Origin of the sequence: Achromobacter sp. EB05 (assembly GCF_044232075.1) — a bacterium.
Taxonomy (GTDB): domain Bacteria; phylum Pseudomonadota; class Gammaproteobacteria; order Burkholderiales; family Burkholderiaceae_B; genus Achromobacter; species Achromobacter dolens.
Genome location: NZ_CP155917.1, coordinates 4,836,342 through 4,860,080 on the forward strand (window position 1 = coordinate 4,836,342; position 23,739 = coordinate 4,860,080).

The window sequence follows — 23,739 nt, forward strand, 5'->3', positions numbered from 1 at the left end:
AAGGCCGCGCCGCCCGGGGCGGCGGCGGCCGGAACGTTCGATCAGAACGGCAGCTTCATGCCCGGGGGTAGCGGCATGCCGGCGGTGACGGACGCCATCTTTTCCTGCGAGGTGGCTTCGGCCTTGCGCAGCGCGTCGTTGAAGGCGGCGGCGACCAGGTCTTCCAGCATGTCCTTGTCGTCGGCCAGCAGCGACGGATCGATTTCGACGCGCTTGACGTCGTGGCGGCAGGTCATGGTGACCTTGACCAGGCCGCCGCCGGAGGCGCCTTCGACCTGGATCTCGGCCAGCGCGTCCTGCGCCTTCTTCATGTTTTCCTGCATCTGCTGCGCCTGGCGCATCAGGCCGGCCAGTTGTCCTTTCATCATGATGGAGCTTCCTTGAACGAGGGAATGTAGGGATTTGCCGGCGCGTTACGCGGCGGCGGAAGGAGAGTCGACGTGGCGGATCGAACCGGCCACGACATGGGCGCCGAAGTCCGCCACCAGCGCCTGCACGAAGGGATCGACGGCGACCGCGTCCTCGGCGGCCTGCTGGCGCGCCGCGCGCTCGGCCTGGGCCACGGCGTGGGCCGTGGCTTCACCGACCGCGCCGACGTCCACGTCCAGCCGGATACCCTGGCCGAAGTGTTCGCACAGCACCGTCTGCAGGCGCACGCGGCTTTCGCTTTCGGCCAGCGTCTTGACGGCCACGCGCAGGATGATGGCATCGCCCTGCACGCCGGCCCATTCGCTCTGGCGCGCCAGTTCGGCGGCCAGGCCGGTGACCGGCAGGCGCGCGGCCAGTTCGGGCCAGGCGGCGGAGGTCATGTCGGCCAGGCGCGCGCGCGACTGGCGCTTGCGGGCTGGAGCCGGGCCTTCGCGCCGGGCCGGCGCCGCCGACGGGGCGGGCGCGGCCGAGGGCGCGCTGGCCAGCGTTTCGAAATCGTCGTCGGGGTCGGACGTGAAGCCGCCGTCGGGCGCGAAGCCAGCATCAGGCACGAAGCCGCCTTCGGCCTCGAACGGGATTTCCTCATCGACCCAGGACGGCGGACCGTCATCATCGGCGGCCGGCGCGACCGCGGCGGCCGCGGGCGTCACGGCCAGCGGGGCCGACTTGGCGGGCACCGGGGTGGCGGAGGCGTCCGTGGCAGGGGCACGCGCCGCGGGCGCATCCGCGATGGCGGGCGCGGCAACGGGCGCTGCCGTGGCTGGCACGCTCGGCGCGGCGGTATTCTTGGGGGACGACGGCTGGGCAGCGGCGTCGACGGCCGCCTGGGCGGAACCCGCGGCGGTCGGCGCATCTTCCCAAGGCGGCACGCTGGCAGCGGCCGGCTGGGCGGGCGTGGCGACGGGTGCGGCAACAGGCGCTGCGACAGGCGGCGTGGCCACCGCCGTGGGCGCACCAGCCGCGGGCGCGTCGGCCGGCGCCGGCGCGACGTTCGCTTGCGGCACGCTGCCGGGGGAGGACGGCGCGGGGGCTGTCGCCACGGGGACCGGCGTGGGCGCAACGGGTTGCGCCACCGGCGCGACCCGTTCCACCACCGGCGCGGCGGCGACCGGCGCCGCTTGCGGCGGCTGCGCGGCGGCCACGGCGGGCTCGGCCGTCTGGCGGGCCGGCGTGGCGGGCGCTTCGATGGCGGTCTGCGGACCGGCGTCACCGTTGAGCGCCAGCATGCGCAGGCAAGCCATGATGAAACCGGCGTACTCGTCCGGCGCCAGCGTCAGTTCGCCGCGGCTGTGCACCGCCACCGAGTAGAACAGTTGCACCGCGTCGGGATGCAGGGTTTGCGCCAGGCGGGCGATGTCGGCCGCCAGCGGATCCTCGGCCGGCATCACGCCGGACACGCGCTGCTCGATGGCGACGCGCGACAGCAGCACCGCCAGGTCGGCCAGCGCGCCGGCGTACGACAGGCCGCGGGTGGCGAGTTCGTCGGCCACCGCCAGCACGCCCTTGGCGTCGCCCGTGGACAAAGCGTCCAGCAGGCGCACCAGGTGGCGCTGGTCGATGGTGCCGAGCATGCCGCGCACGGCGTCCTCGGTGAGATTGCCGGCGCTATAGGCGATGGCCTGGTCGGTCAGCGACAGCGCGTCGCGCATCGAGCCCGACGCGGCCTGGCCGATCAGCCGCAGGGCGGGCACTTCGAAGCCGACCTGTTCCTCGCCCAGCACCGCCTGCAGGTGGCCCACGATGGAGTCGGCCGGCATCTGCTTCAGATTGAATTGCAGGCAGCGCGACAGCACCGTGACCGGGATCTTCTGCGGATCGGTGGTGGCGAGGATGAATTTGACGTGCGGCGGCGGCTCTTCCAGCGTCTTGAGCATCGCGTTGAACGCGTGCCCGGTGAGCATGTGCACTTCGTCGATCATGTAGACCTTGAAGCGGCCCGCGCCCGGCGCGTAGACGGCCTGCTCCAGCAACTGGGTCATTTCCTCGACGCCGCGGTTGGAGGCCGCGTCCAGTTCGAGGTAGTCGACGAAACGCCCGGCATCGATCTCGGTGCAGGCGCGACAGACGCCGCAGGGCTTGGAAGTGATGCCGGTTTCGCAGTTGAGCGATTTGGCCAGGATGCGCGACAGCGTGGTCTTGCCGACGCCGCGGGTGCCGGTGAACAGCCAGGCGTGGTGCAGGCGCTGGGTGTCGAGCGCATGCGTCAGCGCGCGCACCACGTGATCCTGTCCCACGAGGGTATCGAACGATCGCGGCCGCCACTTGCGGGCCAGTACCAGATAAGTCATGGCGGGATTGTAGAGCCTTTGCAAGAGCCGATGCGATTGCCGGCGCGAAATGCAAAGGGGACGGAATCATCTTCCGGGGAAATCCCCTTGGAAAACAACCCCGTCCCCTTTGCGAAAACCGGTTGGCGAGCCTTACTCCGGCACTGACCCTAAACGACTATGGCTGCTTCGTTCCCGACCTGACCAGGTTCACCGTCGAACCATGCGAAGGGGCCCGCCAAGCAAGATTCTAGCAGAGCTTCGCGTTGCTCGCTCGGCTAGCCTCTTGCTTGGCGGGCCCCGGGGGGCTGTATGTGCGCCCCCTCCCCGGCCCTCCCCCCGAGGGGGAGGGGGAGAAGACGTTGCTTCGCTTGTCTTGGCGGCTCGCTTCGCTTTGCCTGGCTCTGCCTTGGCTTGCCTTGCTTTTACTTCGCTTGGCTTGCTCCGCTTTGCCTGCCTCGCTTGCTTTGGCTTGGCTTGCCCTGGTTGGGCAGTGGGGCTGCTACAGGTCGATCCAGGCGCGGGCGCGGGGGAAGTAGAGGGCGGCGCGGGCTTTGCGGCCGTCCAGGGCGGTGACTTGGGCGCAGTAGCGCAGGAGTTGGTCGCCGTGGCGTTGGCGCATGCGTTGGGCGAAGGCGGCGGGGGATTCGTTGGGTTGGGGGCGGCCTGTTTTGTAGTCGACGATGAGCCAGCCGTCCTCGGTGCTGAGGGCCAGGTCGATGACGGAGACCTTGCCGGCGGCGTCGATGAGGGGCCATTCGCGGCGGGCGCCGGATTGGGAGAGGAGCCAGAGGCCGCGGTCGTCGGCGAGGGTCGACTGGAGCGTGTCCAGGACGGCTTCGGCGGCGGCGTCGGCCTGGCTGGCGGGGATGCCGGCGCGGGTCAGTTGGCGGCGCATGGCGGGCAGGCGCTGGGCCAGGGTGTCGGCCGGCCAGGCCGCGATGCCGTCCTGGCCGATGCGGGCCAGCCAGGCGTGGGCCAGGGTGCCGATGGCAGCGTCGTAGCCGGATTCGAGTTGCCAGGCCGGATGTTCGGCGCTGTCGCCCCAGGCGCCGCGCGCGGCGGCGGCGAAGCCGGGGCTGATGGCGATGTCTGCCTGCCGCGCCAGTTGCGCCAGGCCGTCGCGGTGCAGCCGGCGCAGCGGTTCGCCTTGCCACTCGGGCGCGTCGGCCACGGGCTCGGCCGTGTCGCCATCGGCGGCCGGCGGCACCGGTGTCGCCAAGCAGGGCCAGAGCCGGCCCAGCAGGCTCGCGGAGGATGGCGTCTTGGGCTGGCCGCTGGCCTCGTCGACGCTGACGTGGCCGACCAGATGCAGGCGCTTGCGGGCGCGGGTGGCGGCGACGTACAGCAGGCGGTCAATCTCATAGGAGGCGCGGCGGGCCTCGCGCGCGCCCAGGTAGCGCGACACGGGATCGGCCTCGGTTTCGGCGCGCGGCTTGACCGGGCCGAACAGCACGCGCCCGCCGCTTTGCTCGAAGCGCACCAGCGGCGGCTGGTCGCCGCGCGGCGCGCGATGCAGGCCGTACAGGATCACGGTCTCGAACTGCAGGCCCTTGGACTTGTGCATGGTCATGATCTCGACCGCGGCATCTTCGTCGGCGGCGTCGGGCGCCGCGAACAGGCGCGCGATGCCGGTATCCAGCGCGGCCGCGTCGATGGCCCCGTGCGGCGCCAGGCGCTCGACCAACTGGAACAGGCTTTCGGCGTCGTTGGCGACCGACGGACCGCTGTAGAGCGCCGGCCCGCCCAGGCGGCGCCACAGCGTCTCGACCCAGGCCGCGAACGGTATCGCCCCCGAGGCATTGCGCGTATCCAGCAATATCGCCGCCACCTGCCGCAGGCGCGCGTATTCATCGGGGCGCAGCAAGGTCTCGGCCGAACGCGGAGTATCGGCGCCGCTGAACGAGGGCTCGCCATCGCTCGCCGCGATCGGCGTCAACGCCGGATCAACACGCGAGGCATCAGGCGCCGCATCGTCGAACAAGGCCCCTTGCGCCGGGTTCTCGGTGTCGTCGAACAGCGATCCCTGACGCGCCGCCGGCGCGGTGGCCAAGGGCGCCGCCACGGCCTTCGCCGGCGCCGGGCGCAACAAGCGCTCCAGCAGCACCGGCACCGGTGTCGCATGGTCGGCGCCGAACAGGCGCTGCAACGACTCCAGGGTCAGGCCGCAGAACGGCGCGCGCAGCACCGACAGCCACGCCAGCCGGTCGCCCGGATGCGACAGCGCCCGAACCAGTTGCACCAGGTCCGCCACCACCGGCCGCAGCGCCAGCGGCACCAGGTCCACTGCGCGGCAGCGGATGCCTTCCTGCGCCAGCCGACGCGTCAGGTTGCCCAGGTGGCTGCGGGCCCGCACCAGGATGGCGACCGGGTGCTTGCTGCCCGCGTGTTCGGCCAGCGCGTGCCGCACCAGGCCGACGGCGATGTCCTCGGCCTGTTCCTCGGCCGGCGCGGCGCCGGCGCGCGACCAGGCGGGATGGAAGCGCACGGCCGCATCCGGCAAGGCCTCGTGAAAAGCCGTGGACGGGCTGTACTTGATGGCGCCCGCGGCGGCGTCGCTGCGCTTGGGCAAGAGTTGCGCGAACGACTGGTTGACCCAGTCGACGATGCCGGCCTGCGAGCGGAAATTGTCGGTCAGGTTGAGGAAACCCGGTTGCAGTTCGCCCACGCCCGTTTCCGCGACTTCGAGGAACAGCCCCACCTCCGCCTTGCGGAAACGGTAGATCGACTGCATCGGATCGCCAACCAGGAACAGGCTGCGGCCGTCGCCCTCCTGCCAGCCGGAGGTCAACGTTTTCAACAGATCGAGCTGCGTCTGGCTGGTGTCCTGGAATTCGTCGATCAGCAGGTGGCGGATGGACGCGTCGAGCTTGAGCAGCAGCTCGCCCGGATCGTCGGCGCTGCCCAGCGCCGAGGCGGCGCGCTGCGAGATCTCGATGAAATCGACCTCGCCGGTGTCGGCAAAGCGCAGCCGCAATTGCGCCACCGCCAGCGCCAGCGTCATCAACTGCGCGCCCAGCACTTCCCATTGGGCGTCGCTCAAGCGCGGCGCGGGAATGTCGCGCACCGCGGCCAGGCGCCGCACCCACGGGGCGTCGCCATCGGCGCTCTCGAGCCAGGCGACGAAGGGTTCTTTATGCGCGCACTTGGCGGGAAAGCCCAGGTTCTTGTTGACGGTCTTGCGCAGCGACCCGGTGCCGGTCAGCAGCAGATGGGCCACGGCGCGCCATTGCTCCAGCACTTCGGCGTCGGCCGGCAGTTCCTCGGTCCAGTCGAGCAAGGCCGCCAGGCGGTCGTCCTCGCCGCCGTCCTGCAATTGCGCCGCGGCCAGCCGCGCCGGGCCGCACAGCGCGTCGGCCCAACCGTAGGGCATGGCCTCGCACAGCGCGTCCAGGTCTTCGCCGATGGCCTCGGCCAGGGTTTCCTCCAGCGCCTCGCGGTCGGAACCATGGCGCAGCAGCGGCAGCCACTGGTCGCGCTGGCCGAGCATGTCGGCGATGGCGTCCTTGGCCGCCTGCACGTCCACGTCCATGTGCTGCAGCAGGATGCGGACCGCGTCGTAGTCGTCCGCCAGATCGAGCGTGGCGCGCGCCGCCGCTTCGTAATGGGCGCGGGCGTCGTCGGTGATCTCGGGCATGCCGCCCAGTTCGGACAGCCACGGCATGCTGCGGACCAGGCCGGCGCAGAACGAGTCGATGGTGCGGATCGCCAGCCGCGCCGGATGCTCCAGCAGGTGCCATTCCTGTTCGGCGTTGCGCGCCAGCGCGGCGCGCGCCAGTTCCCAGCTACGGCGTTCGTGCGCGGCCTCGGGCGGCGCGTCCAGGCCGCGACGCAGCTTGCTCAGCACGCGCGCATGCATCTCAGAAGCCGCCTTGCGCGTGAAGGTGATGGCGACGATTTCCTCGGGGCGGTTGACGGTGGCCAGCAGCGCCAGGATGCGGTCGGTCAGCAGTTCCGTCTTGCCGGAGCCGGCGGGCGCCTGCACCAGGAAAGAGCGTGCGGGGTCCAGCGCCGCCGCGCGCGCGGCATGGTCCTGGGGCTGGCGTTCCATATCGGCCATGGCTCAGGCGTCCTCGTCATCCAGGTGCAGGCGCAGGAAAGGCAGCGCGTCGCAGTATTTCAGGTCGTCGCGGCGGTAGGCGACGTTGGCGGCATGGCCCGCCACGTATTCATCGGCCAGCGACTCGATCGCGGCGCGCCAGCGCTGGCGGATCTCGGGCCAGGGCAGGCCGTCGAAGTACTTGCTCTCGGCCGCCAGCGTCACGCCTTCCATGCCCAGGTCTTCGTCGGCCAGGCCCTGTGCCGCCACCTGGCGCGCATGGATCTGGGCCAGCACCAGGCCGGCCACTTCGCCGCCGGCGGCATCGGCCAGCACCGAGGCGTAGAACGGCAACTGCACGTTCACCGGGCGGCTACGCGACCAATCGGGCTCGGGCTTGGCGGCGGCCACGCCGGTCTTGTAGTCGACGATGACGTTGCGGCCGTCGGCCAGCGTGTCGATGCGGTCCAGCCGCAGCTTCAGGTGCAGCGGGCCATGGCGCCATTCGTGGTTCTTCTCGACCTGCGCCACCGCGAACGGCAGGCGCTGGGCTTCCATGTCCAGCCACGACGCCAGCACCGTCCGCGCGCGGGCGCATTCCAGCGCCTTCAGCGCCGGCGCATACTGCTGCAGTTCTTCCTCGGCGGCCTGCGCCACCGCCTGCTCCAGCAAGGCGGGCAGGCGGCCGCCGGCCAGCGTGTCATGCAAGGCCTCCTGGTCGGGCAGCATGCCCCACACCAGTTCCAACGCCTTGTGCAGGAACTGGCCGCGCACGTTCACCGTGGCCGCGTCGGCATAGGCCGCGAGTTCGCGCCCGCCCAGCCGGTGGCGCACGAACGCCCACAGGGGGTTGCGCGCCTGCGTGTCCAATACATCCAGCCCGCCGCCGCCATGATCGTCGGACGTCAAGGGCGGCCCTTGCGCGTCGTCCAGGGTTTCCTGCGGCAAGGCGGCCACGGCGGCGGCCGGCGCCGGCCGCCAATCGGTCAGGGCAGCTCCGGCGATCAGCGGCGACGGCCGCAACTCGCGTTCGCCATCCATATGCGCGTGGCTGACGATGACCTCCGGCGCGCAGCGGCACAGCGCCGCGTAGATGCCCTCGGCCCACTCGCGTTCGCGCTCGGGCGTGGCGCGCGGCGCCTTGGCCTGGCGCAGCACCGCCAGCGGCAGCAGCGGGTTCGGCTTGGGCGAGGCCGGCAGCACGTCGTCGGTCAGGCCCAGCATCCAGACGCCGTCCCAGAAACCGCCTTCGGCTTCCAGCAGGCCCAGCACATCCAGGCGCGCCAGCGGGTCGCGCTGCGGCTGGAACGCGGCCGAGCGCGCCACGCTCTGGAGCAGGTTGACCGCCGCCACGCCGCCCAGCCTGCCGGCGGCCGGCGCCAGCGCCGAGAAGCCGCCCAGCGCCTCGCCGAACGCGCCCAGCACCTGGTAGCCGACGCTGTCCAGCGCGCCCTCGCCGGGAAAGCCGAGCGCCGTCAGCGCCGCCTTCATGCGCAGCATCCAGACATCGCTGGTGGCGCGCGCGCCGCCCTTCGTCCAGATCTCCATGGCCTGGTCCCAGGCCTGCGCCAGCGGCGGCAACTGCGACAGTTGCTTGCGCCATTCCGTCGCGGACAGGTGGATCTGACCACGACGGCGCCAGCGCGCGTCCAGGGCGGCCAGGCCGGCGCGTTCGCTGACGTCGCCCGCGCAGTGGCCCGCCAGCAGCGCGGCGCCCAACACCTCGACGCCGGAGCCGTTGCCGGCCGCGCACTCGGCCAGCGCGCGCAGCCACGCCAACGCGGCGCGCGCCAGCGGCCATTCGTCCAGCGGACGGCCGACCGCCACGTTGAAGGCGAACGCCGGCGCGCCGTCATGGCCCGCCAGCGCCTGGCTGAGAATGCGCCGCGCGAACGGCGACTCGGCTTCGAGCTGGGGCGAGACGATGGCGTAGCGGCCGCCGGGATGACGCTTGAGCTGGCTGGCGGCCCACTCGGCCGCCGCGCGCCATTCGGCGCCCTGGTCCGGCGCCTCGTAGCGGCGCGGCGCGGCGGGCGCGCGCTGCGTGTCGCGCCATTGCGCGATCAGGCAGCCCTGTTCCTCGAACGCCCGCAGCAGGCGCCGAAAACGCGGCGACATGTCGGTAAAGCCAGCCAGCACCAGATGGCCGGGCACGGCCAGCCGGCCATCCTCGAGCGCCCGCAGCACGCGGGCATAGCCCTGGTTGGCGTCCTCGGCGTCGATGGCGGCCAGGGCCTGGCGGTAGCGTTCGCGCCAGCGGGCGAAGCCGCGGTACTCGTCAGTGTCGGCGCCGGACGGTACGCGCAGCGCCCACTCGTCCATGAGCTGGTCCGCGTCCATCGACAGGCGCGCCGCCTGGCTCGCGTCCAGCAGCACGCGCTCGGCCTCTTCGGCGCGGATGGCTTCGGTCCAGACCAACTGGGTGGCGAAGCCGTCGAGCCGGTAGGCCGGCACGTCGTCATCGGCCTCGAACGCCAGTTCATTGGCGGATTCGGCCAGCCAGGCGGACAACGGCAGGATGCGCGGCAGTTCGCTGACCTGGCGCTCCTGGCGCAGCAACCCGGCCAGCTCGAGCGTGAGCCGGCGCGACAGGCGGTTGTTGACCGTCAGCACCAGCATGTCGGCGGCGGGCATGTCGCCGATGGCGGACAGGCTCAGGTCGGGGTAGGAAAGCGGGTCGTCCTGCATGGGCGGCGTCAAAACGCGATACGGAAACGCGGTGTCAAAACGATTACCGCCGTAGGATACCGCGCCCCCGCCCCGCCCGCGTGGCTAGAAACCGCACAGCGACGCCAGGTTTTCCCAATGGATCTGCATGTCGGGCTGGGTATAGCCCCAGAAGGCCAGGCCCAGCACCAGGGCCAGCGCCCCCCAGCCCGCCAGGCGCCAGACGCGATGGCGGCGGGCGGGCGATGCGGAGGGCGAGTCGGTCATCAGGGTCACCCGCGCATCAGGCCGTCGCCGGCTGCGCCAGCGGCTGCTCGCGCACCGGCAGGCACAGCAGCGCGGCGGCCACCGCCAGCGCCACGCCCAGCCACCAGACCAGGTCGTAGTTGCCGGTCTTGGCATAGGCATAACCGCCCAGCCAGACGCCGATGAAACTGCCAACCTGGTGTCCCAAAAAGACGATGCCCGACAGGGTCGCGGCATAACGCAGGCCATAGATCTGGCCGATCAGCCCCTGCGTCAGCGGCACCGTGCCCAGCCAGAACAGGCCCATCCAGGCCGCGAACGCGTACAGCACCCACGGCGACAGCGGCAGCCACAACAGCAGCAGGATGCCGAAGGCGCGCATGCCGTAGACCACCGCCAGCAGGCGCTTCTTGCTGTACTGGCCGCCAAGCTTGCCGGCGTAGAACGACCCCAGCACGTTGAACAGCCCGATCAGCGCGATCGCGGTGGCGCCCTGCCCCGGCGTCAGCCCGCCGTCGGTGACGTAGGCCGGCAGGTGCAGCGTGATGAAGGCCGTGTGGAAGCCGCAGACGAAGTAGCTCCAGAACAGGAAATGGAACGACGGATGCCGCACCGCCTGGCGCACCGCCGCCGTCAGCGATTGCTGCGGCCCGCCGTGGGCCTGCGGACGGCCGCGCAGGAAATAGGCCAGCGGCGCCGCGCAAGCGACGAACAGCGACAGCACCCACAACGCGCCCGGCCAGTCCAGGCCGGTAATCAGCGCCTGCCCGGTCGGCACCACCGCGAACTGGCCGAGCGAGCCGCCGGCGCTGGCGATGCCCATGGCGGTGCTGCGATAGGCGGGCGGCACGGCACGCGCCACCACCGGCAGGATCACCGGGAACGTGGTGCCGGCCTGGCCCAGGCCGACCAGCAGGCCGGCGCTCAGGTAGAGCGTGGTTTCGTCGGTGGCGAAGCGGGTGCCGATCATGCCCAGCATGTACAGCGCCGCGCCCAGCGCGATGGTGCGGCCGGAGCCATAGCGGTCGGCCAATATGCCCATGAAAATGCAAGCCACGCCCCAGACCAGGTTCTGCAGCGCGAAGGCCATGGAAAACACTTCGCGGCTCCAGCCGTGCGCCAGGCCCATCGGCTGCATGAACAGGCCGAAGGTGGCGCGCACGCCCATGGCCAGCAGCACCACCAGGGTACCCAGGATGACAGTGCGCACGTAACGCGTATCGGTAGTGCTCGACATGATTGTTCTTATTGATGGAGAAAGGCGCCCCCTCCTCGGGACGGCCTGGCCGTGGGCCAGACGCGCACATCATAAACAAATAACCCGGAGCCACCGGCAATACCCGTGTCGCCACATCGCATATGTCGCCACGGCGCGCGCCGCGCTCAACAATATAGTTGATTTTATCAACCATTTATTTCAGAATGGGATTTTCCCCATCCTGATCAGCCATGACTCTGCAAACTCCGCTGACCCGCCTGCTGGGCACGCGCTATCCGATCATCCAGGGCGGCATGAGCTGGGCCTCGTCGAACGCGGCGCTGGCGCTGGCCGTATCGCGCGCCGGCGGGCTCGGCGTGATCGCCGCCGGCCCCATGTATCCCGAGGCGCTGCGGGCCGCCGTCCGCGCGGTTCGCGCCGGCACCGAGGCGCCTTACGCCGTCAACATCCCGCTCTACAACAAGCGGGCGCAGGAACACATGGACATCGCCTTGGCCGAAGGCGTGCCGGTCATCATCGCCTCGCAGGGTGGACCCCAGAAACACATTGGGCGCGCGCGCGACGCTGGCGCAAAATGGTTGCAGGTGATCGCCAGTCCGGAGCATGCCGCCAAGGCCGAAGCGGCCGGCGTGGACGCGGTGATCGCGGTCGGCCTGGAAGCCGGTGGCCACCCAGGCCCCGACGAGATCGGCTTGCAGGTGTTGCTGCGCGCGGTAGTGCGACGCGTGTCGGTGCCGGTGGTGGCGGCCGGCGGCATTGCCGACGGCGCCGGCATCGCGGCCGCGCTATGCCTGGGCGCGGCCGGCGCGCAACTGGGCACGCGCTTCCTGCTGACGCCGGAGGCGGGCGTATGCGACGCCTACAAGGACGCGGTGCTGGCGGCGGGCGTGGCCGACACCACGCTGGTGGGACGCGGCCGTTCGCCGGTGAGAATGTTGCGCAACGCCTTCGCCCGCGACTATCTCGCGGCCGAACACGGCGGCGATCAGGCCATGCTGGAGACCCTGTTCGCCGGCAGTTCCTTGAAGCAGGCCGCCTTCGACGGCGACGTGCAGGGCGGCAAGGTCGAGGCCGGCCAGAGCGCGGGCCTGATCGACAGCCTGCAGCCGGCGGGCGCGGTGGTCGAGCAACTGGTGGCGCAAACGCGCGAAGCGCTCAGGCGCGCGGCGCTGCTGGCGGAGTGAAGCGCGGATCGCGCCCCACATCCGCACGAAGGTCGCCGCGGTTTCAGCCCTGCCCCGGTATCGCCCGGGCAGCGGCGCGATTCACGCGCCGGCTTCCCAGGGATTGACGATGACCACGCCACAACCCGAAAAATCAGACACGTTCCGGGTGACCAGCGTCATGCCGTGCACCAGGGAGGTGGCGGCAATGAACGCATCCCGCTCGGGACGCATATCCGGCACGTGCAGCCTGGCGCAGCGCAATGCCACCGCCCCATCGAGCGGCAGCGTCCTGTCGGAGAACTCCGGCAGGACGCGATCACGCATCCACTCGCGCAACCGCGCGCCTTGCCCGACATCGCGCCGCTCCATGCGCAGAATGCCGATCTCCAGCTCCATGAGCGTTATCGCGGAAACGTAGAAATTCGCCGCATCCTCATCCGAGAGCCAGGCGGTCACGTTCTTGTCGGCCTTGCCGTCGCCCACCTTGCGCAGTTCGGAAAGCACGTTGGTATCCAGCAGGAACATCACGCGACGTCCGCCGGGCGAGGCAGCTCGCGTGAGCGGGGAGCATCGAGTTCGATGTCGGCAAGGCCGGGCATCGACAGCGCGCTGACGATACTTCGCTTTTTGCCGACCAGGCGCCAGTAGTCCTCGATGGCGAGCAGGACATGGGACGGCTTGCCTCGATCCGTGATGAACACGGGCCCCTTGAGGGCCGCCTTCTTCGCCTTGGTCACGTCCTGATTGAGTTCGCGGCTGGAAAGTGTGGTGATGGACATCGCGCATCCTTTGATCCTTGCTTAATGTGTAGTAACGTTACTACATTAACAGTGGCGGGACAACCCCCGGTAGCCGAGGCCGCCCAGGAATTCTCCCGCGCGTCAGGATCAACCAAGGGCGACCACGCGCCCTCGCATCCAGCCAGAATCGTCCTATTTCTTCATCAACCCCGCCGCCTGCACCAGCTTGCGCATGGCGGCCTGGTCTTTCTCCACGAAGGCCGTGGCTTCCTGCGGCGTCATGTTCCACAGGTCCACCCCCTGCGCCTGCATCAGCTTGCTGTACTCCGGATTGGCGTTGACCTTGGCCACCGCGTCGTTCAGGCGCTGCAGGACCTCCGGCGGCGTGCCCTTGGGCGCGGCCAGGCTGTACCAGGAGGCGGACTCCGCGCCCTTCACGCCGGATTCGGCCAGCGTCGGCACGTCGGGCAGCAGCGGCGAGCGGTGGTCGTTGGCGTAGGCCAGCGCCTTGAGCCGGCCGCTGCGGATGAACTGCAGGCTGGCGGCCAGGTTCAGCACCGCCATGTCCACCTGCCCGCCCACCAGATCGTTGATGGCGGGCGCCGCGCCGCTGTAGGGGATGTGGACGATGTCCACGCCGGCGCGTTCCCGGAACAGCTCGGCGCCCAGGTGCGGCGAGCTGCCGGGCCCGGCCGAGGCATAGTTGATGCGGCCTGGTTCCTTGCGCGCCATCGCGATCAACTGCTCGACGCTGTCGGCCTTGAGCGTGGGCCGCACCACCAGCATGTTGGGCTGGTTGGCGACGATCGAGACGAAGGCGAAGTCCTTGATGCCGTCGTACGGCGTCTGCTGCATCAGCGGCGTCACCACGTGGGCGGCCGACGTGCCGAGCAGCAGCGTGTAGCCGTCCGGCTTGGCGCGCGCCACGAAGTTGGCGCCGATGGCCGCGCCGCCGCCGGCCTTGTTTTCGACGATGATGGTCTTGCCCAACTGCTTTTCCAGCTCGCGCGCCAGCGCCCGCCCCAGCACGTCGGCGGGACCGCCGGCGGCATACGGGTTGACCAGCGTGATCGGCTGCGAGGGATAGGAATCGGCGGCGACGGCAGGGGCGCACAACGCGCCCGCCACCGCCGCGCCGCACAGCAGGCGCTTCAGAGTCTTCATGGTTTGTCTCCTGGGATATTGTGTTTTATGTGTGGTGCGGGGAAAGGCCCCGGGGCTCATGGCCCCGATGGCTAGATCGCGCCCTGCGCGCGTAACGCCTCGATCTGCGCAGGCGACAGGCCGAGCCGGCCGGCCAGCACGCTGTCGGTGTGCTCGCCCAGCAAGGGCGGGCGCTCCAGCCTCGGATCGTCGAAACCGTCGAACTTGAACGGCACCGGCACCGCGCCGAAGCGGCCGATGGACGGATGCTCGTAGCTGGCCACCATGCCGCGCGCCAGCACGTGCTCGTTGTGCAGGATCTCCTCCACATCCAGGATCGGGCCGGCCGGCACGCCGCGCGCATCGCAGCGGCGGCACAGTTCGTCGCGCGTCAGCCGCGCGGCGGCCGCCGACAGGCCGGCCATGACTTCGTCGCGGCGCACCACGCGCACGGCGTTGCGCGCCAGCTCCGGATCGTCGGCCCACTGCGGCAGGTCGAGCGCCTCGCACAGCGGCTTCCAGTGCTGGTCGCTGCCGGTGATCTGCACCCAGCGGCCGTCGCCGCACTCGAACGCGGCGGAGGGCACCCGGCCGGGGTGTTCCGTGCCCAGCCGCGGCGGCACTTCGCCCAACGCGAAATAGCGCGCCGCCGCCAGCGATAGCAGGCCCACCTGCCCGTCCAGCATCGAAAAGTCGATATGGCAGCCCTGTCCCGAACGCGCCCGCCCCACCAGCGCCGACAGAATGCCGATGGCGGCCCACAGGCCCGCGGTCAGGTCGCTGACCGGCAGGCCCGGCTTGACCGGACCGCCGCCCCGCTCGCCGGTCAGGCTCATGATCCCGCCCATGGCCTGGAACACGGTGTCATAGCCCTTGCGCGGCGCGTACGGTCCGGTCATGCCGAACCCGGTGCACGAGAAATAGATCAGGCCGGGGTTGTCCGGCGCGATGTGCTCGCGGTCCAGGCCGTACTTGGCGAGCGTGCCGACCGGGAAGTTCTCGACCACCACGTCGCAGGTCTGCGCCAGCCGCCGGATCAGCGCCTGCCCCTCGGGGTGGCGGAAGTTCACCGTGACCGACTGCTTGCTGCGGTTGAAGGCCAGGTAGTAGGCCGACTCGGTGCCGCCCTCGCCTTGCACCTTGGGTTCGAAGCCGCGCGTCTCGTCGCCGCCGCCGGGCTGCTCGACCTTGATGACCTCGGCGCCCAGCTCGGCCAGGATCATCGAGGCGAACGGGCACGCCAGCACGCGCGACAGGTCCAGGATGGTGACGCCTTCAAGCGGCCTCATCGCGCCGCTCCCTGGCGAAAACCACGCATGATGACGTTGGCGTCGCGGCCCACGCCCAGCGCCTCGCCCAGCCCCAGGTCGGCCGCGCGGTGGAAGGCGCGCTTGGTCAGCCCCATCGCGGCCGGTTCCCAGCCGGCCAGGCGCTGCGCCATCGCCAACGCCTGGTCCAGCACCTGCGCGGCGGGCGCGACGCGATTGGCGATGCCCAGTTGCAATGCGCGCGCGCCATCGATCGGCTCGGCCATCGCCACCAGCTCGAAGGCATGCTTGCGGCCGACCTGGCGCACCAGGTTGGCCATGACCACCGCGGCCACGATGCCGTGGCGCAGTTCCGGATAGCCGAAGCGCACGTCCTCGGCCATCACCGTCAGGTCGCAGGCCAGCGCCAGCCCCGCGCCGCCGCCAAGCGCATTGCCGTGGACCGCGCCGATCACCGGCTTGACCATGCGCGAGAACACCAGGTGCAGGTCGGTCGTCAGGTCGGCGCGGCGCAGCACCGCGTCCGGCTGTTCCGGCGTCAGGGCCGAGAACTCGCCGGTGTCGGCGCCCGCGCAGAACGACTTGCCATTGCCCGTCAGCACCACCGCACGCACCGCGTCGTCGCGGTCGGCCTGGCGCAGCGCGTCCAGCAGCGCCGTGGTCAACGCGGTGTTCAGCGCGTTGTGCTTTTCCGGACGGTTCAGGCGCAGCAACCGCACCGCATCCAGGTCTTCAATGATCAGTTCCGACATCACGCATATCCTCTTCCAATGGCGACAAGCAAATTGATTGATTAAATCAACAATATAGGTAAAAAAAGGCGCGAGTTCGCGCCCGGCGTTCAGCGCGGCTGCACGCCGCGGCCGCGACGCGCCGGCACCTCCGCCTTGCATTCATTCAGCATCTCCAGCGCGTGCGTCGTCAGCTTGTCCAGCATGCGCTCCATGGCCTCGCGCTCGGACTCCGACAGCACCGACAGCATGTCCTCGTTGCGCTCGATCGCGGCCGGAAATATCTCCTCGTACAGCGCGCGGCCGTTGCGCGTCAGGTCCAGGCTCACGCCGCGGCCGTCCTGGCTGTCGGCGCTGCGCTGGATCAGGCCGCGCTCGATCAGTTCGGACACGGTGCGGCTGGCCTGGCTCTTGTCGATGTTGGCCTCGCGCGCCACCGCGTTCAGCGACATGTCCGGCGCCGCGCCCAGCAGCGCGATGATGCGCCACTCGCGCGGGCCCACGCCGTAGCGGCTTTCGTTCAGGCCGGCGGCGATGCGGCTCGACACGTAGGCCAGCCTGTTCAGGCGGTACGAGAACAGTTCCTTCAACGCCCGGGGTGCGGGACGCGCGGCGGTGGCTGACTTGGATGCGGTTCGGGTGGCCATGGGCGGACTCTTCAGATGCGGGGGAAAACGGCGTGCGCTCGGGTCGCACGCCGCTGCCCGCATGATATACAAACACGCTCGGCGGTCCTCATGCGGCCGCCTCCCGCGCGATGCCGAGCAGCGGGTTCAAGCCGCTTTGCGCCACGCGGCTGTGCAGCGCGCGCCCCAGCACCGCCTCGCAATGCCGCGACACCGCGTCCATCGCCGCCAGATCCAGGCCGGTGCGCACGCCCATGGACTCGAACAGATTCACCAGGTCTTCCGTCGCCACGTTGCCGGTATGACCGCCGCCGTAGCGCACCTTGGCCGGATGGCCGCCAACGCCGCCGAAAGCGCAATCGAAGTGCGTCACGCCCGCCTCCAGCGCGGCCACGTAGTTCACCAGGCCGGTGGCGCGCGTGTCGTGGAAATGCGCCACCGGCGTCACCTCGGGCACCTCGCGCGCCATCCGGCCATACAGGCCGCGCACCGAGGCCGGCGTGGCCATGCCGGTGGTGTCGCCCAGCGTGACGATGCGCACGCCCAGCGCGGCGAAGCGCCGCACGTCGGCCATCACCACGTCGGGGTCGACCGCGCCTTCGAAGGGGCAGCCGAACGCCACCGAAATCGTGCCGATCAGGCGAAAGCGGCCGTTCGCCAGCCGCGCCATCTCGGCAATGTTGTCCCACTGGGCGGCGCGTTCGCGCTTCAGGTTGCGCGTCGAATGCGATTCGCTGGCCGAGACCAGCAGGCTGATCTCGTTGGCGCCGATACCGGCATCCAGGTCAACCAGCGCGCGCTCGACGGCGCGCGCGTTGGCGCAGGTGGCCTTGTACCAGACGCCCGCGCGCCGCGGCAGCGCCGCCAGCAGGTCGGCGGCGTCGGCGAATTGCGGCACGACCTTGGGATTGGAATACGAGGTCGCCTCGATCCGTTCAAAGCCCAGCGCCGCGAAACGGTCGATCAGGTCGGCCTTGACCGCCGTGCCGATGAAGTCGGGCTCATGCTGCAGCCCATCGCGCGCGAAGCATTCGCACAGCACCACGTCGCGCGCGCTCATGCCTGTTGCTCCAGTCCGAACAGCGCCAGCGCATGGGCGCGCAGCTTGTTCTTCTGCACCTTGGAACTGCCCGTCATGCCGATGTGCTCGAAGCTGTCGACGATCTCGACATAGCGCGGCACCTTGAAGTTGGCGCAGCGCGCCTTGCACCAGGCCGTCAGTTCCTCGGCCGTGCAGTCCTGACCGTCCTTGAGCAGCACGAACGCCGCCGGCACTTCGCCCAGGCGCGCATCGGGCACGCCGACCACCTGCGCCATGCGCACGGCGGGGTGGCCGTGCAGGGTCTCTTCCACCTCCGCCGGCGCGACGTTCTCGCCGCCCACGCGGAACATGTCCTTCAGGCGGCCCACCATGCGCAACCGGCCCGCCGCGTCCATTTCGCCCAGGTCGCCCGTGCTGAGCCAGCCGTCCGCGCTGAGCGCGCGGGCGGTGGCCTCAGGCATCTTGTAGTAGCCCTTCATCACGCTCCAGCCGCGCGCCTGGATCTCGCCCTGCATGCCGGCCGGCAGCGGCTCGCCCGTTCCCGGGTCCACCACCCGCACCTGCATGCCGGGATGCGGCAGCGCCCAGCCCATGGCGCGCAGTTCAAAGGGATCATCGTGCGCCGACAGCGTGATGTTGGGCGAGGCTTCGGACTGGCCGTAGGCATTGCAGATGCCCGGCACCCCCATCACGTCGCGGATCTTCTGCATCACCTGCGGGCCCGCCGCCGCCCAGCCGCCGCGCAGATGGATGCGCGCGCGGTCGAAATCGGGATGGCCCATCAGCATGAGAAAGATGGTGTCGTTGCCGGATGTCAGGGTGCAGCGCTCTTCGTCGAGCATGCGCAAGGCGTCGGCCACGTCGAACTTGGGCAGGGTCAGCAGGCAGCAGCCGCTCATCAGGCTGACCAGGATCGACAGCGTGGTCCCGGCCACATGGAAGTAAGGACGGATGCTGAAATAGCGATCGTCCGGCCGCACGCCGATGCGCTGCGCCGCGGCCCAGGCATTGGTCAGCATGTTGGCGTGCGTCAGCATCACGCCCTTGGGAAACGACGTGGTGCCCGAGGTGTACTGAATCAGCAGCACATCGTCCGGCGCCACCGCGCGCATGCGGTCCTGCAGCGTCGCGTCATCCACGGCCTCGCCCGCCCCCAGGAAATCGGCCCATCTGCCCGCGCCCCGCGGGCAGCGCTCGCCCAACACCACCACTTGCCGCAGCAGCGGCAACGCCGCGCCCGGCAGCGCCTGGTCCAGCGCCGGTTCCACCTGCGTGAGCAGGTCGAGGAAGTCGATGCCCAGGAACGACTCCGCCGTCAGCAGCACCTTGACGTCAGCCTGCTTCAGGCAGAACGCGAGTTCGTCGGTCTTGAAGCGCGTGTTGACCGGCACCGTCACGGCGCCAAGCATGGCGCAGGCATAGAACACCTGCACCCAGGTGCCGCCATTGCCCAACAGCACGCCGACATGGTCGCCACGGCGCACGCCGGCCGCATGCAGGCTGCGGGCGATGGCTCGCGCACCGTCCTGCAGCGCGGCCCAGGTGAGGCGTTCGCCGGGCGCGACGAAGGCTTCGGCGGCGCCGCGTTCGGCCACCTGGCGCGCCAGCGCCTGCGACAGGGTTGTCGGGCCGATCATGCCTTGTCTCCCGCCGTGCCGAAGCCGGCGATGGCCTGCTTCCAGTCGGTGCCGCGCAAATTCTCCTCGATCGCCAGCAGCTCGATCGCCATCGCGCCTTCGCGCGTCGTCGCCAGCCCCTGGTCGATGCTGCGCTTGGTCAGCCTGACCGTCAGCGGCGCGGCGCGCGCGATGGCCGCGGCCATCTGCGCGGCTTCGGCGGCAAGCGCCTCGGGCGCGTACACCTGGTTCACCAGGCCGATCTCTCGCGCCTCGGCCGCGTCGAAGCGGCGGCCGGTGAATAGCAGCTCCTTGGCCTTGCGCGCGCCGGCTACGCGCGGCAACCGCTGCGTGGCGCCGACGGTGCCCCAACCCACCTCGGGATAGCAGAACGTCGCCTCGGACGAGGCCAGCACGAAATCGCTGGCCGCGGCGATCTCGCAACCCGAGCCGAACGCCGCCCCCTGCACCACGGCGATCACCGGCTGTGGCATGCGCTCGATGGCGGCATAGGCGGCGAAGCCCTGCACCCGGCGCGCCGTCATCTCGGCGTTCGACATGGTCTTGCGTTCCTTGAGGTCGGCGCCTGCGCAGAACGCCGCGCCCGCCGCGGCGATCAGCACCACGTGCGCGTCCGGATCGTCCGCCAGATGCTGCATGGCCTGCACCAGTTCGGCGCACATGAGGGAATTGAGCGCATTGCGGCTGTCGGGCCGGTTCAGCGTCACCGTGGCGACACGGTCCTGCACGTCCAGCAGGATCGTGTGAAAAGTCGGGGTCATGCCTGCTCCTGGATGTTCTAGGTATGGGGCCAGCCGCTCGCGGCGTCCGGCCATGCCAGGAAATATAGGACATATAGTTGATTAAATCCACTAAATTTCTGCAGCGACCCAATGGTGTTACACTTGCGCCCCTGGTCTTTCCCTGGAATATCAAGGCACTAGGCTCCCCGCGGGCCCTGCGCAATTCCAGCGCAAAGCCCGCGTGCTCGTCTCGCCGTAGTTAAATGGATATAACCGGCCCCTCCTAAGGGTCAATTGGTGGTTCGATTCCACCCGGCGAGGCCACGCTCCCGACCGCGGTTCCGCAGGTCGACTCCCACGAAATTCCCGTGCGTTCAGCCGGATGAGGGTTAATCCGGGCTACGCTCACGCGCCGCGCGCCGGTAGCGTCTCGGGACGCCGCGCGCGACGAATAAGCCGCCCGTCAATACGTCCCCGATATTTTTTTGGGCGATGATAGCGAATCGCCTTGCGCCCGACTTGAAATTACTGTTTAAATTCGACGCGTAAGCCCCTAATTCATCTGGACTTTTCCCGAACCGTAGCAAGCCCGACCGGGGAAATAATTCATCACAGACTGACAAGCCTGCTCAAACCATGGCATTTACCTGGAAACGTGCAATTGCGAACGCGATAGCGCCGGCGGCGCTGGCGGTGTGCGCGCTCCTGCCCTCAGCCGCGCTCGCCGCGAAAAATACCGATCCTTGCAAGACCAACGCCAAGTCGGCGGCTTGCAAGGCGCAACAAGCCAAGAAGGCCCCCGCCCCCGCCAAAGCGGGCGCCGGCAAGACCGCCGCCCCGAAGCAGGCCGCAGGCAAGACCGCCCCCAAGGCCGCCGCTGGCAAGCAGGCCGCGCCGAAATCGGCCGCCGCCAAGACGCCGCCCAAGGGCGCCGCCGGCAAACAGGCCGCCGCCAAGGGCGCGCCCAAGCAGGCCGCGGGCAAGAAGGCCCCGCCCAAGGGCGGCAAGCAGGCCATCGCCCAGCAGAATTCGTCCAAGAAGGGCGCGGCCGGCAAAAACGGCAAGCCCAACAAGCCGTCGCGCGCGCAGCGCACGGCCGCCGCCGCCGCGGCAGCCGCCATGCCGCCGCCCGCGGTGTCGGTGCGCGCCGAAGCCGCGGCGCTGCGGTCCAGCACCGCCTACGTGCAGGACCTGGCCACCTCCACCGTGATCTTCGCCAAGAACGAAAACGTGGTGCGCCCCATCGCCTCGATTTCCAAGCTGATGACCGCGGTGGTGGTGGTGGACGCCAACCAGCCGATGGACGAAATGCTGGAGATCACCGATGAAGACATCGACGGCCTCAAGCACACCACCTCGCGCCTGCGCGTGGGCACCAAGCTGTCGCGCGGCGACATGCTGCACCTGGCGCTGATGTCGTCCGAAAACCGCGCCGCCAACGCGCTGGGCCGCCATTATCCGGGGGGGCTGCCCGCTTTCGTGGCCGCCATGAACGCCAAGGCGCAGTCGCTGGGCATGACCAGCACGCATTTCATCGAGCCCACGGGCCTGTCCAGCAACAACGTGTCGTCGCCGCACGACCTGGCCCGCCTGCTGCGCGCCGCGTCGCAGCGTCCGCTGATCCACCGCTACTCCACCGACACGGAGTACGACGTGGAGATCAACAACCGCACCCAGACGTTCCGCAACACCAACCTGCTGGTGCGCAAGCCGGACTGGGACATCAAGGTGTCCAAGACCGGCTACATCAACGAAGCCGGCGAATGCCTGGTGATGCTGGCGCGTATCAATGGCCGCGACCTGGCAATCGTGCTGCTGGACTCGCAGGGCAAGCTGTCGCGCATCGGCGATGCCGTGCGCATCCGCCGCATCGTGCAAAGCGAAGTGGCCATGGCCTCGGCCCAGCCGGGCGGCTGATCCCACCATTGCCGCGCACGAAAAAGCCCGATCGTCGATCGGGCTTTTTTTACGTCTGGCGACGGGGCTGCATGCGGACGGGCGCAAGCCGCGCGTGTCCGCGCCGGCGCGGCGCTACGCCGCCACCGGCCGCTTGGACCGCAGCGGTTGCGGGTCGTACATCGACGATGGCAGGCCTTCCAGCACCGCCTGGGGGTTGAGCGAGCGGATCGGCACCGCGGCATCCGCAGGAATGCGGCCCTCGGCCTGCAGCAACTGGTAGCGCAGGCAGCAAACGCGCAGAAACGAGGTGAAGTTGGCGGCCTCGCCGCGGTACTCCACCAGCTCGTCGTACAGCCGCTCAATCAACTGCGTAACCCGCATGCCATCGCGCGCCGCGATTTCCTCCAGCACCTGCCAGAACAATTGCTCCAGGCGCAGGCTGGTGGCCACCCCGTGCAGGCGCAGGGAGCGGGTTTCGGGCGCATAGGACTGTTCGCTCGCGCGGATGAAAATTTCACACATGGGAGCTCCTGGGGCGGACACGAGGCTTGCGGGCCACTGTACGACGATAGCCGCCAGCCCGGCAAGACGCCTCTGCCTCGGGGCATTCCCGCCGATTCTGCAACGATACGTTTCTTGCGCGCAGCTCGTCCGAGAGCCGTTGATATAAATCAAGGTCTCGGACGCGTCCCCATCCGAGCATGCTAAGACTGATCTGACTTCGGAGGTAACAATGAACAAGACCATGAAGGCCGCCGTGGCTCGCGCATTCGGCAAACCCCTGGAAATCGAAGAAGTCGAAGTGCCGCGCCCCCGCGCCGGCGAACTGCTGGTGAAGATCGAGGCCTGCGGCGTCTGCCACACCGACCTGCACGCGGTCGAGGGCGACTGGCCGGTCAAGCCCAATCCGCCCTTCATCCCCGGCCACGAGGGCGTGGGCCACGTCGTGGCGGTGGGCGAAGGCGTGACGCACGTCAAGGAAGGCGACCGCGTCGGCATCCCGTGGCTGTATTCCGCCTGCGGTCACTGCGAGCATTGCCTGGGCGGCTGGGAAACGCTGTGCGAACAGCAACAGAATGCCGGCTACTCCGTCAACGGCGGCTTCGCCGAGTATGCGCTGGCGGCGGCGGACTATGTCGGCCTGTTGCCGAAGAACGTCGGCTTCGTCGACATCGCCCCGGTGCTGTGCGCCGGCGTCACGGTCTACAAGGGCCTGAAGATGACCGACACGCGGCCCGGCAACTGGGTGGTGATCTCCGGCATCGGCGGCCTGGGCCACATGGCGGTGCAGTATGCGCGCGCCATGGGCCTGAACGTGGCGGCGGTGGACATCGACGACGACAAGCTGGCCTTTGCCAAGCGCCTCGGCGCGGAAGTGGTCGTGAATGCCAAGACCACCGATCCGGCGGCCTATCTGAAGAAGGAAATCGGCGGCGCCCACGGCGCACTGATCACGGCGGTCTCGCCCAAGGCCTTCGAGCAGGCGCTGGGCATGGTGCGCCGCGGCGGCACCGTGGCGCTCAACGGCCTGCCGCCGGGCGACTTCCCGCTGTCGATCTTCGACATGGTGCTCAACGGCGTGACGGTGCGCGGTTCGATCGTGGGGTCGCGCCTGGACCTGCAGGAGTCGCTGCAGTTCGCGGAGGAAGGCAAGGTGCACGCGACCGTGGCCACCGAGAAGCTGGAGAACATCAACAGCGTGTTCGACCGCATGCGTCGCGGCCAGATCGAGGGCCGCATCGTGCTCGACATGGCGGCTTGACCCGCGCGCCTTGCCGTGCAAAAAGGCGCCTGCCGCGGCAGGCGCCTTTTTTTGTGGAGGCGCGGAACGCCCGCATGGCGCGGCAACGCCCCGCGCTCATGGGAATGCGGCGCCGGCGCGCGCGTGGCAGCGCCCA

General features: G+C 69.6%; 19 protein-coding genes, 1 tRNA gene and 1 other RNA gene. 4 read left to right on the top strand and 17 right to left on the bottom strand.

Annotated elements, in window-relative coordinates; all coding sequences use genetic code 11:
• Positions 1-41: 41 nt before the first annotated feature.
• From AAID08_RS22015 to AAID08_RS22045, 7 genes are all read right to left on the bottom strand, one after another.
• Positions 42-368, bottom strand: a complete 327-nt coding sequence (locus AAID08_RS22015) for a YbaB/EbfC family nucleoid-associated protein (protein WP_006385500.1) — start codon at positions 366-368, stop codon at positions 42-44.
• A gap of 45 nt (positions 369-413) precedes the next feature.
• On the bottom strand, positions 414-2,717 hold the full coding sequence (gene dnaX / locus AAID08_RS22020; RefSeq protein WP_175142518.1) for a DNA polymerase III subunit gamma/tau: 2,304 nt from the start codon (positions 2,715-2,717) through the stop codon (positions 414-416).
• Positions 2,718-2,838: 121 nt separating this feature from the next.
• Positions 2,839-2,936: signal recognition particle sRNA small type (gene ffs / locus AAID08_RS22025), an RNA gene on the bottom strand.
• A 262-nt stretch (positions 2,937-3,198) separates the two neighbouring features.
• On the bottom strand, positions 3,199-6,756 hold the full coding sequence (locus AAID08_RS22030) for a UvrD-helicase domain-containing protein (RefSeq protein WP_395756894.1): 3,558 nt from the start codon (positions 6,754-6,756) through the stop codon (positions 3,199-3,201).
• 3 nt (positions 6,757-6,759) lie between these two features.
• Positions 6,760-9,423: a PD-(D/E)XK nuclease family protein gene (locus AAID08_RS22035; protein WP_343719943.1), complete on the bottom strand. Its 2,664-nt coding sequence runs from the start codon at positions 9,421-9,423 to the stop codon at positions 6,760-6,762.
• An 84-nt stretch (positions 9,424-9,507) separates the two neighbouring features.
• Positions 9,508-9,669 carry a hypothetical protein gene (locus tag AAID08_RS22040; protein ID WP_167385865.1) on the bottom strand — a complete coding sequence of 54 codons (162 nt, stop codon included), beginning with the start codon at positions 9,667-9,669 and terminating at the stop codon, positions 9,508-9,510.
• Positions 9,670-9,685: 16 nt separating this feature from the next.
• Positions 9,686-10,885 carry an MFS transporter gene (locus AAID08_RS22045; protein ID WP_064522608.1) on the bottom strand — a complete coding sequence of 400 codons (1,200 nt, stop codon included), beginning with the start codon at positions 10,883-10,885 and terminating at the stop codon, positions 9,686-9,688.
• Positions 10,886-11,097: 212 nt separating this feature from the next.
• Between AAID08_RS22045 and AAID08_RS22050 the strand changes: the two genes are divergently transcribed.
• Positions 11,098-12,051: an NAD(P)H-dependent flavin oxidoreductase gene (locus AAID08_RS22050; RefSeq protein WP_395756895.1), complete on the top strand. Its 954-nt coding sequence runs from the start codon at positions 11,098-11,100 to the stop codon at positions 12,049-12,051.
• 81 nt (positions 12,052-12,132) lie between these two features.
• Here the strand turns inward: AAID08_RS22050 and AAID08_RS22055 are convergent, their stop codons facing one another.
• The 9 genes from AAID08_RS22055 to AAID08_RS22095 all read right to left on the bottom strand — a co-directional run bounded on the left by AAID08_RS22055 (position 12,133) and on the right by AAID08_RS22095 (position 19,981).
• Positions 12,133-12,561, bottom strand: a complete 429-nt coding sequence (locus AAID08_RS22055) for a type II toxin-antitoxin system VapC family toxin (protein ID WP_205412709.1) — start codon at positions 12,559-12,561, stop codon at positions 12,133-12,135.
• Complete coding sequence (locus AAID08_RS22060) at positions 12,558-12,812, bottom strand: type II toxin-antitoxin system Phd/YefM family antitoxin (RefSeq protein WP_049075417.1); 255 nt, start codon at positions 12,810-12,812, stop codon at positions 12,558-12,560. The genes AAID08_RS22055 and AAID08_RS22060 overlap by 4 nt, the downstream gene beginning before the upstream one ends.
• Before the next feature lie 153 nt (positions 12,813-12,965).
• Positions 12,966-13,937 carry a tripartite tricarboxylate transporter substrate binding protein gene (locus tag AAID08_RS22065; RefSeq protein ID WP_054501080.1) on the bottom strand — a complete coding sequence of 324 codons (972 nt, stop codon included), beginning with the start codon at positions 13,935-13,937 and terminating at the stop codon, positions 12,966-12,968.
• Between the two features lie 71 nt (positions 13,938-14,008).
• A complete protein-coding gene (locus AAID08_RS22070) occupies positions 14,009-15,205 on the bottom strand; it encodes a CaiB/BaiF CoA transferase family protein (protein ID WP_395756896.1) in 1,197 nt (398 codons plus the stop codon).
• Complete coding sequence (locus AAID08_RS22075) at positions 15,202-15,936, bottom strand: enoyl-CoA hydratase/isomerase family protein (RefSeq protein ID WP_175142524.1); 735 nt, start codon at positions 15,934-15,936, stop codon at positions 15,202-15,204. The genes AAID08_RS22070 and AAID08_RS22075 overlap by 4 nt, the downstream gene beginning before the upstream one ends.
• A gap of 89 nt (positions 15,937-16,025) precedes the next feature.
• Positions 16,026-16,562 (bottom strand): MarR family winged helix-turn-helix transcriptional regulator, encoded by a 537-nt coding sequence (locus AAID08_RS22080; protein ID WP_054501077.1) that lies wholly within the window; start codon positions 16,560-16,562, stop codon positions 16,026-16,028.
• 88 nt (positions 16,563-16,650) lie between these two features.
• Positions 16,651-17,601, bottom strand: a complete 951-nt coding sequence (locus AAID08_RS22085; RefSeq protein WP_054501076.1) for a hydroxymethylglutaryl-CoA lyase — start codon at positions 17,599-17,601, stop codon at positions 16,651-16,653.
• The gene (locus AAID08_RS22090; RefSeq protein ID WP_395756897.1) at positions 17,598-19,220 is read right to left on the bottom strand and encodes an AMP-binding protein; all 1,623 of its coding nucleotides are present in this window, start codon (positions 19,218-19,220) and stop codon (positions 17,598-17,600) included. Before AAID08_RS22090 ends, AAID08_RS22085 begins: the two co-directional genes overlap by 4 nt.
• Positions 19,217-19,981, bottom strand: a complete 765-nt coding sequence (locus tag AAID08_RS22095) for an enoyl-CoA hydratase/isomerase family protein (RefSeq protein ID WP_054501074.1) — start codon at positions 19,979-19,981, stop codon at positions 19,217-19,219. Before AAID08_RS22095 ends, AAID08_RS22090 begins: the two co-directional genes overlap by 4 nt.
• Positions 19,982-20,191: 210 nt before the next feature.
• Here AAID08_RS22095 and AAID08_RS22100 point away from each other — a divergent pair.
• Both AAID08_RS22100 and pbpG read left to right on the top strand, forming a co-directional pair.
• Positions 20,192-20,266: transfer RNA gene (locus AAID08_RS22100), tRNA-Arg, on the top strand.
• A 312-nt stretch (positions 20,267-20,578) separates the two neighbouring features.
• On the top strand, positions 20,579-21,859 hold the full coding sequence (pbpG, locus tag AAID08_RS22105; protein ID WP_240317378.1) for a D-alanyl-D-alanine endopeptidase: 1,281 nt from the start codon (positions 20,579-20,581) through the stop codon (positions 21,857-21,859).
• A 114-nt stretch (positions 21,860-21,973) separates the two neighbouring features.
• On the opposite strand, the gene AAID08_RS22110 is transcribed toward pbpG, so the two are convergent.
• Positions 21,974-22,363, bottom strand: coding sequence for a ribbon-helix-helix domain-containing protein (locus AAID08_RS22110; protein WP_054501072.1), 390 nt, complete (start codon positions 22,361-22,363; stop codon positions 21,974-21,976).
• A 211-nt stretch (positions 22,364-22,574) separates the two neighbouring features.
• Here AAID08_RS22110 and adhP point away from each other — a divergent pair, with 211 nt between their 5' ends.
• Complete coding sequence (gene adhP / locus AAID08_RS22115) at positions 22,575-23,603, top strand: alcohol dehydrogenase AdhP (protein ID WP_064528350.1); 1,029 nt, start codon at positions 22,575-22,577, stop codon at positions 23,601-23,603.
• Positions 23,604-23,739 lie beyond the last annotated feature (136 nt).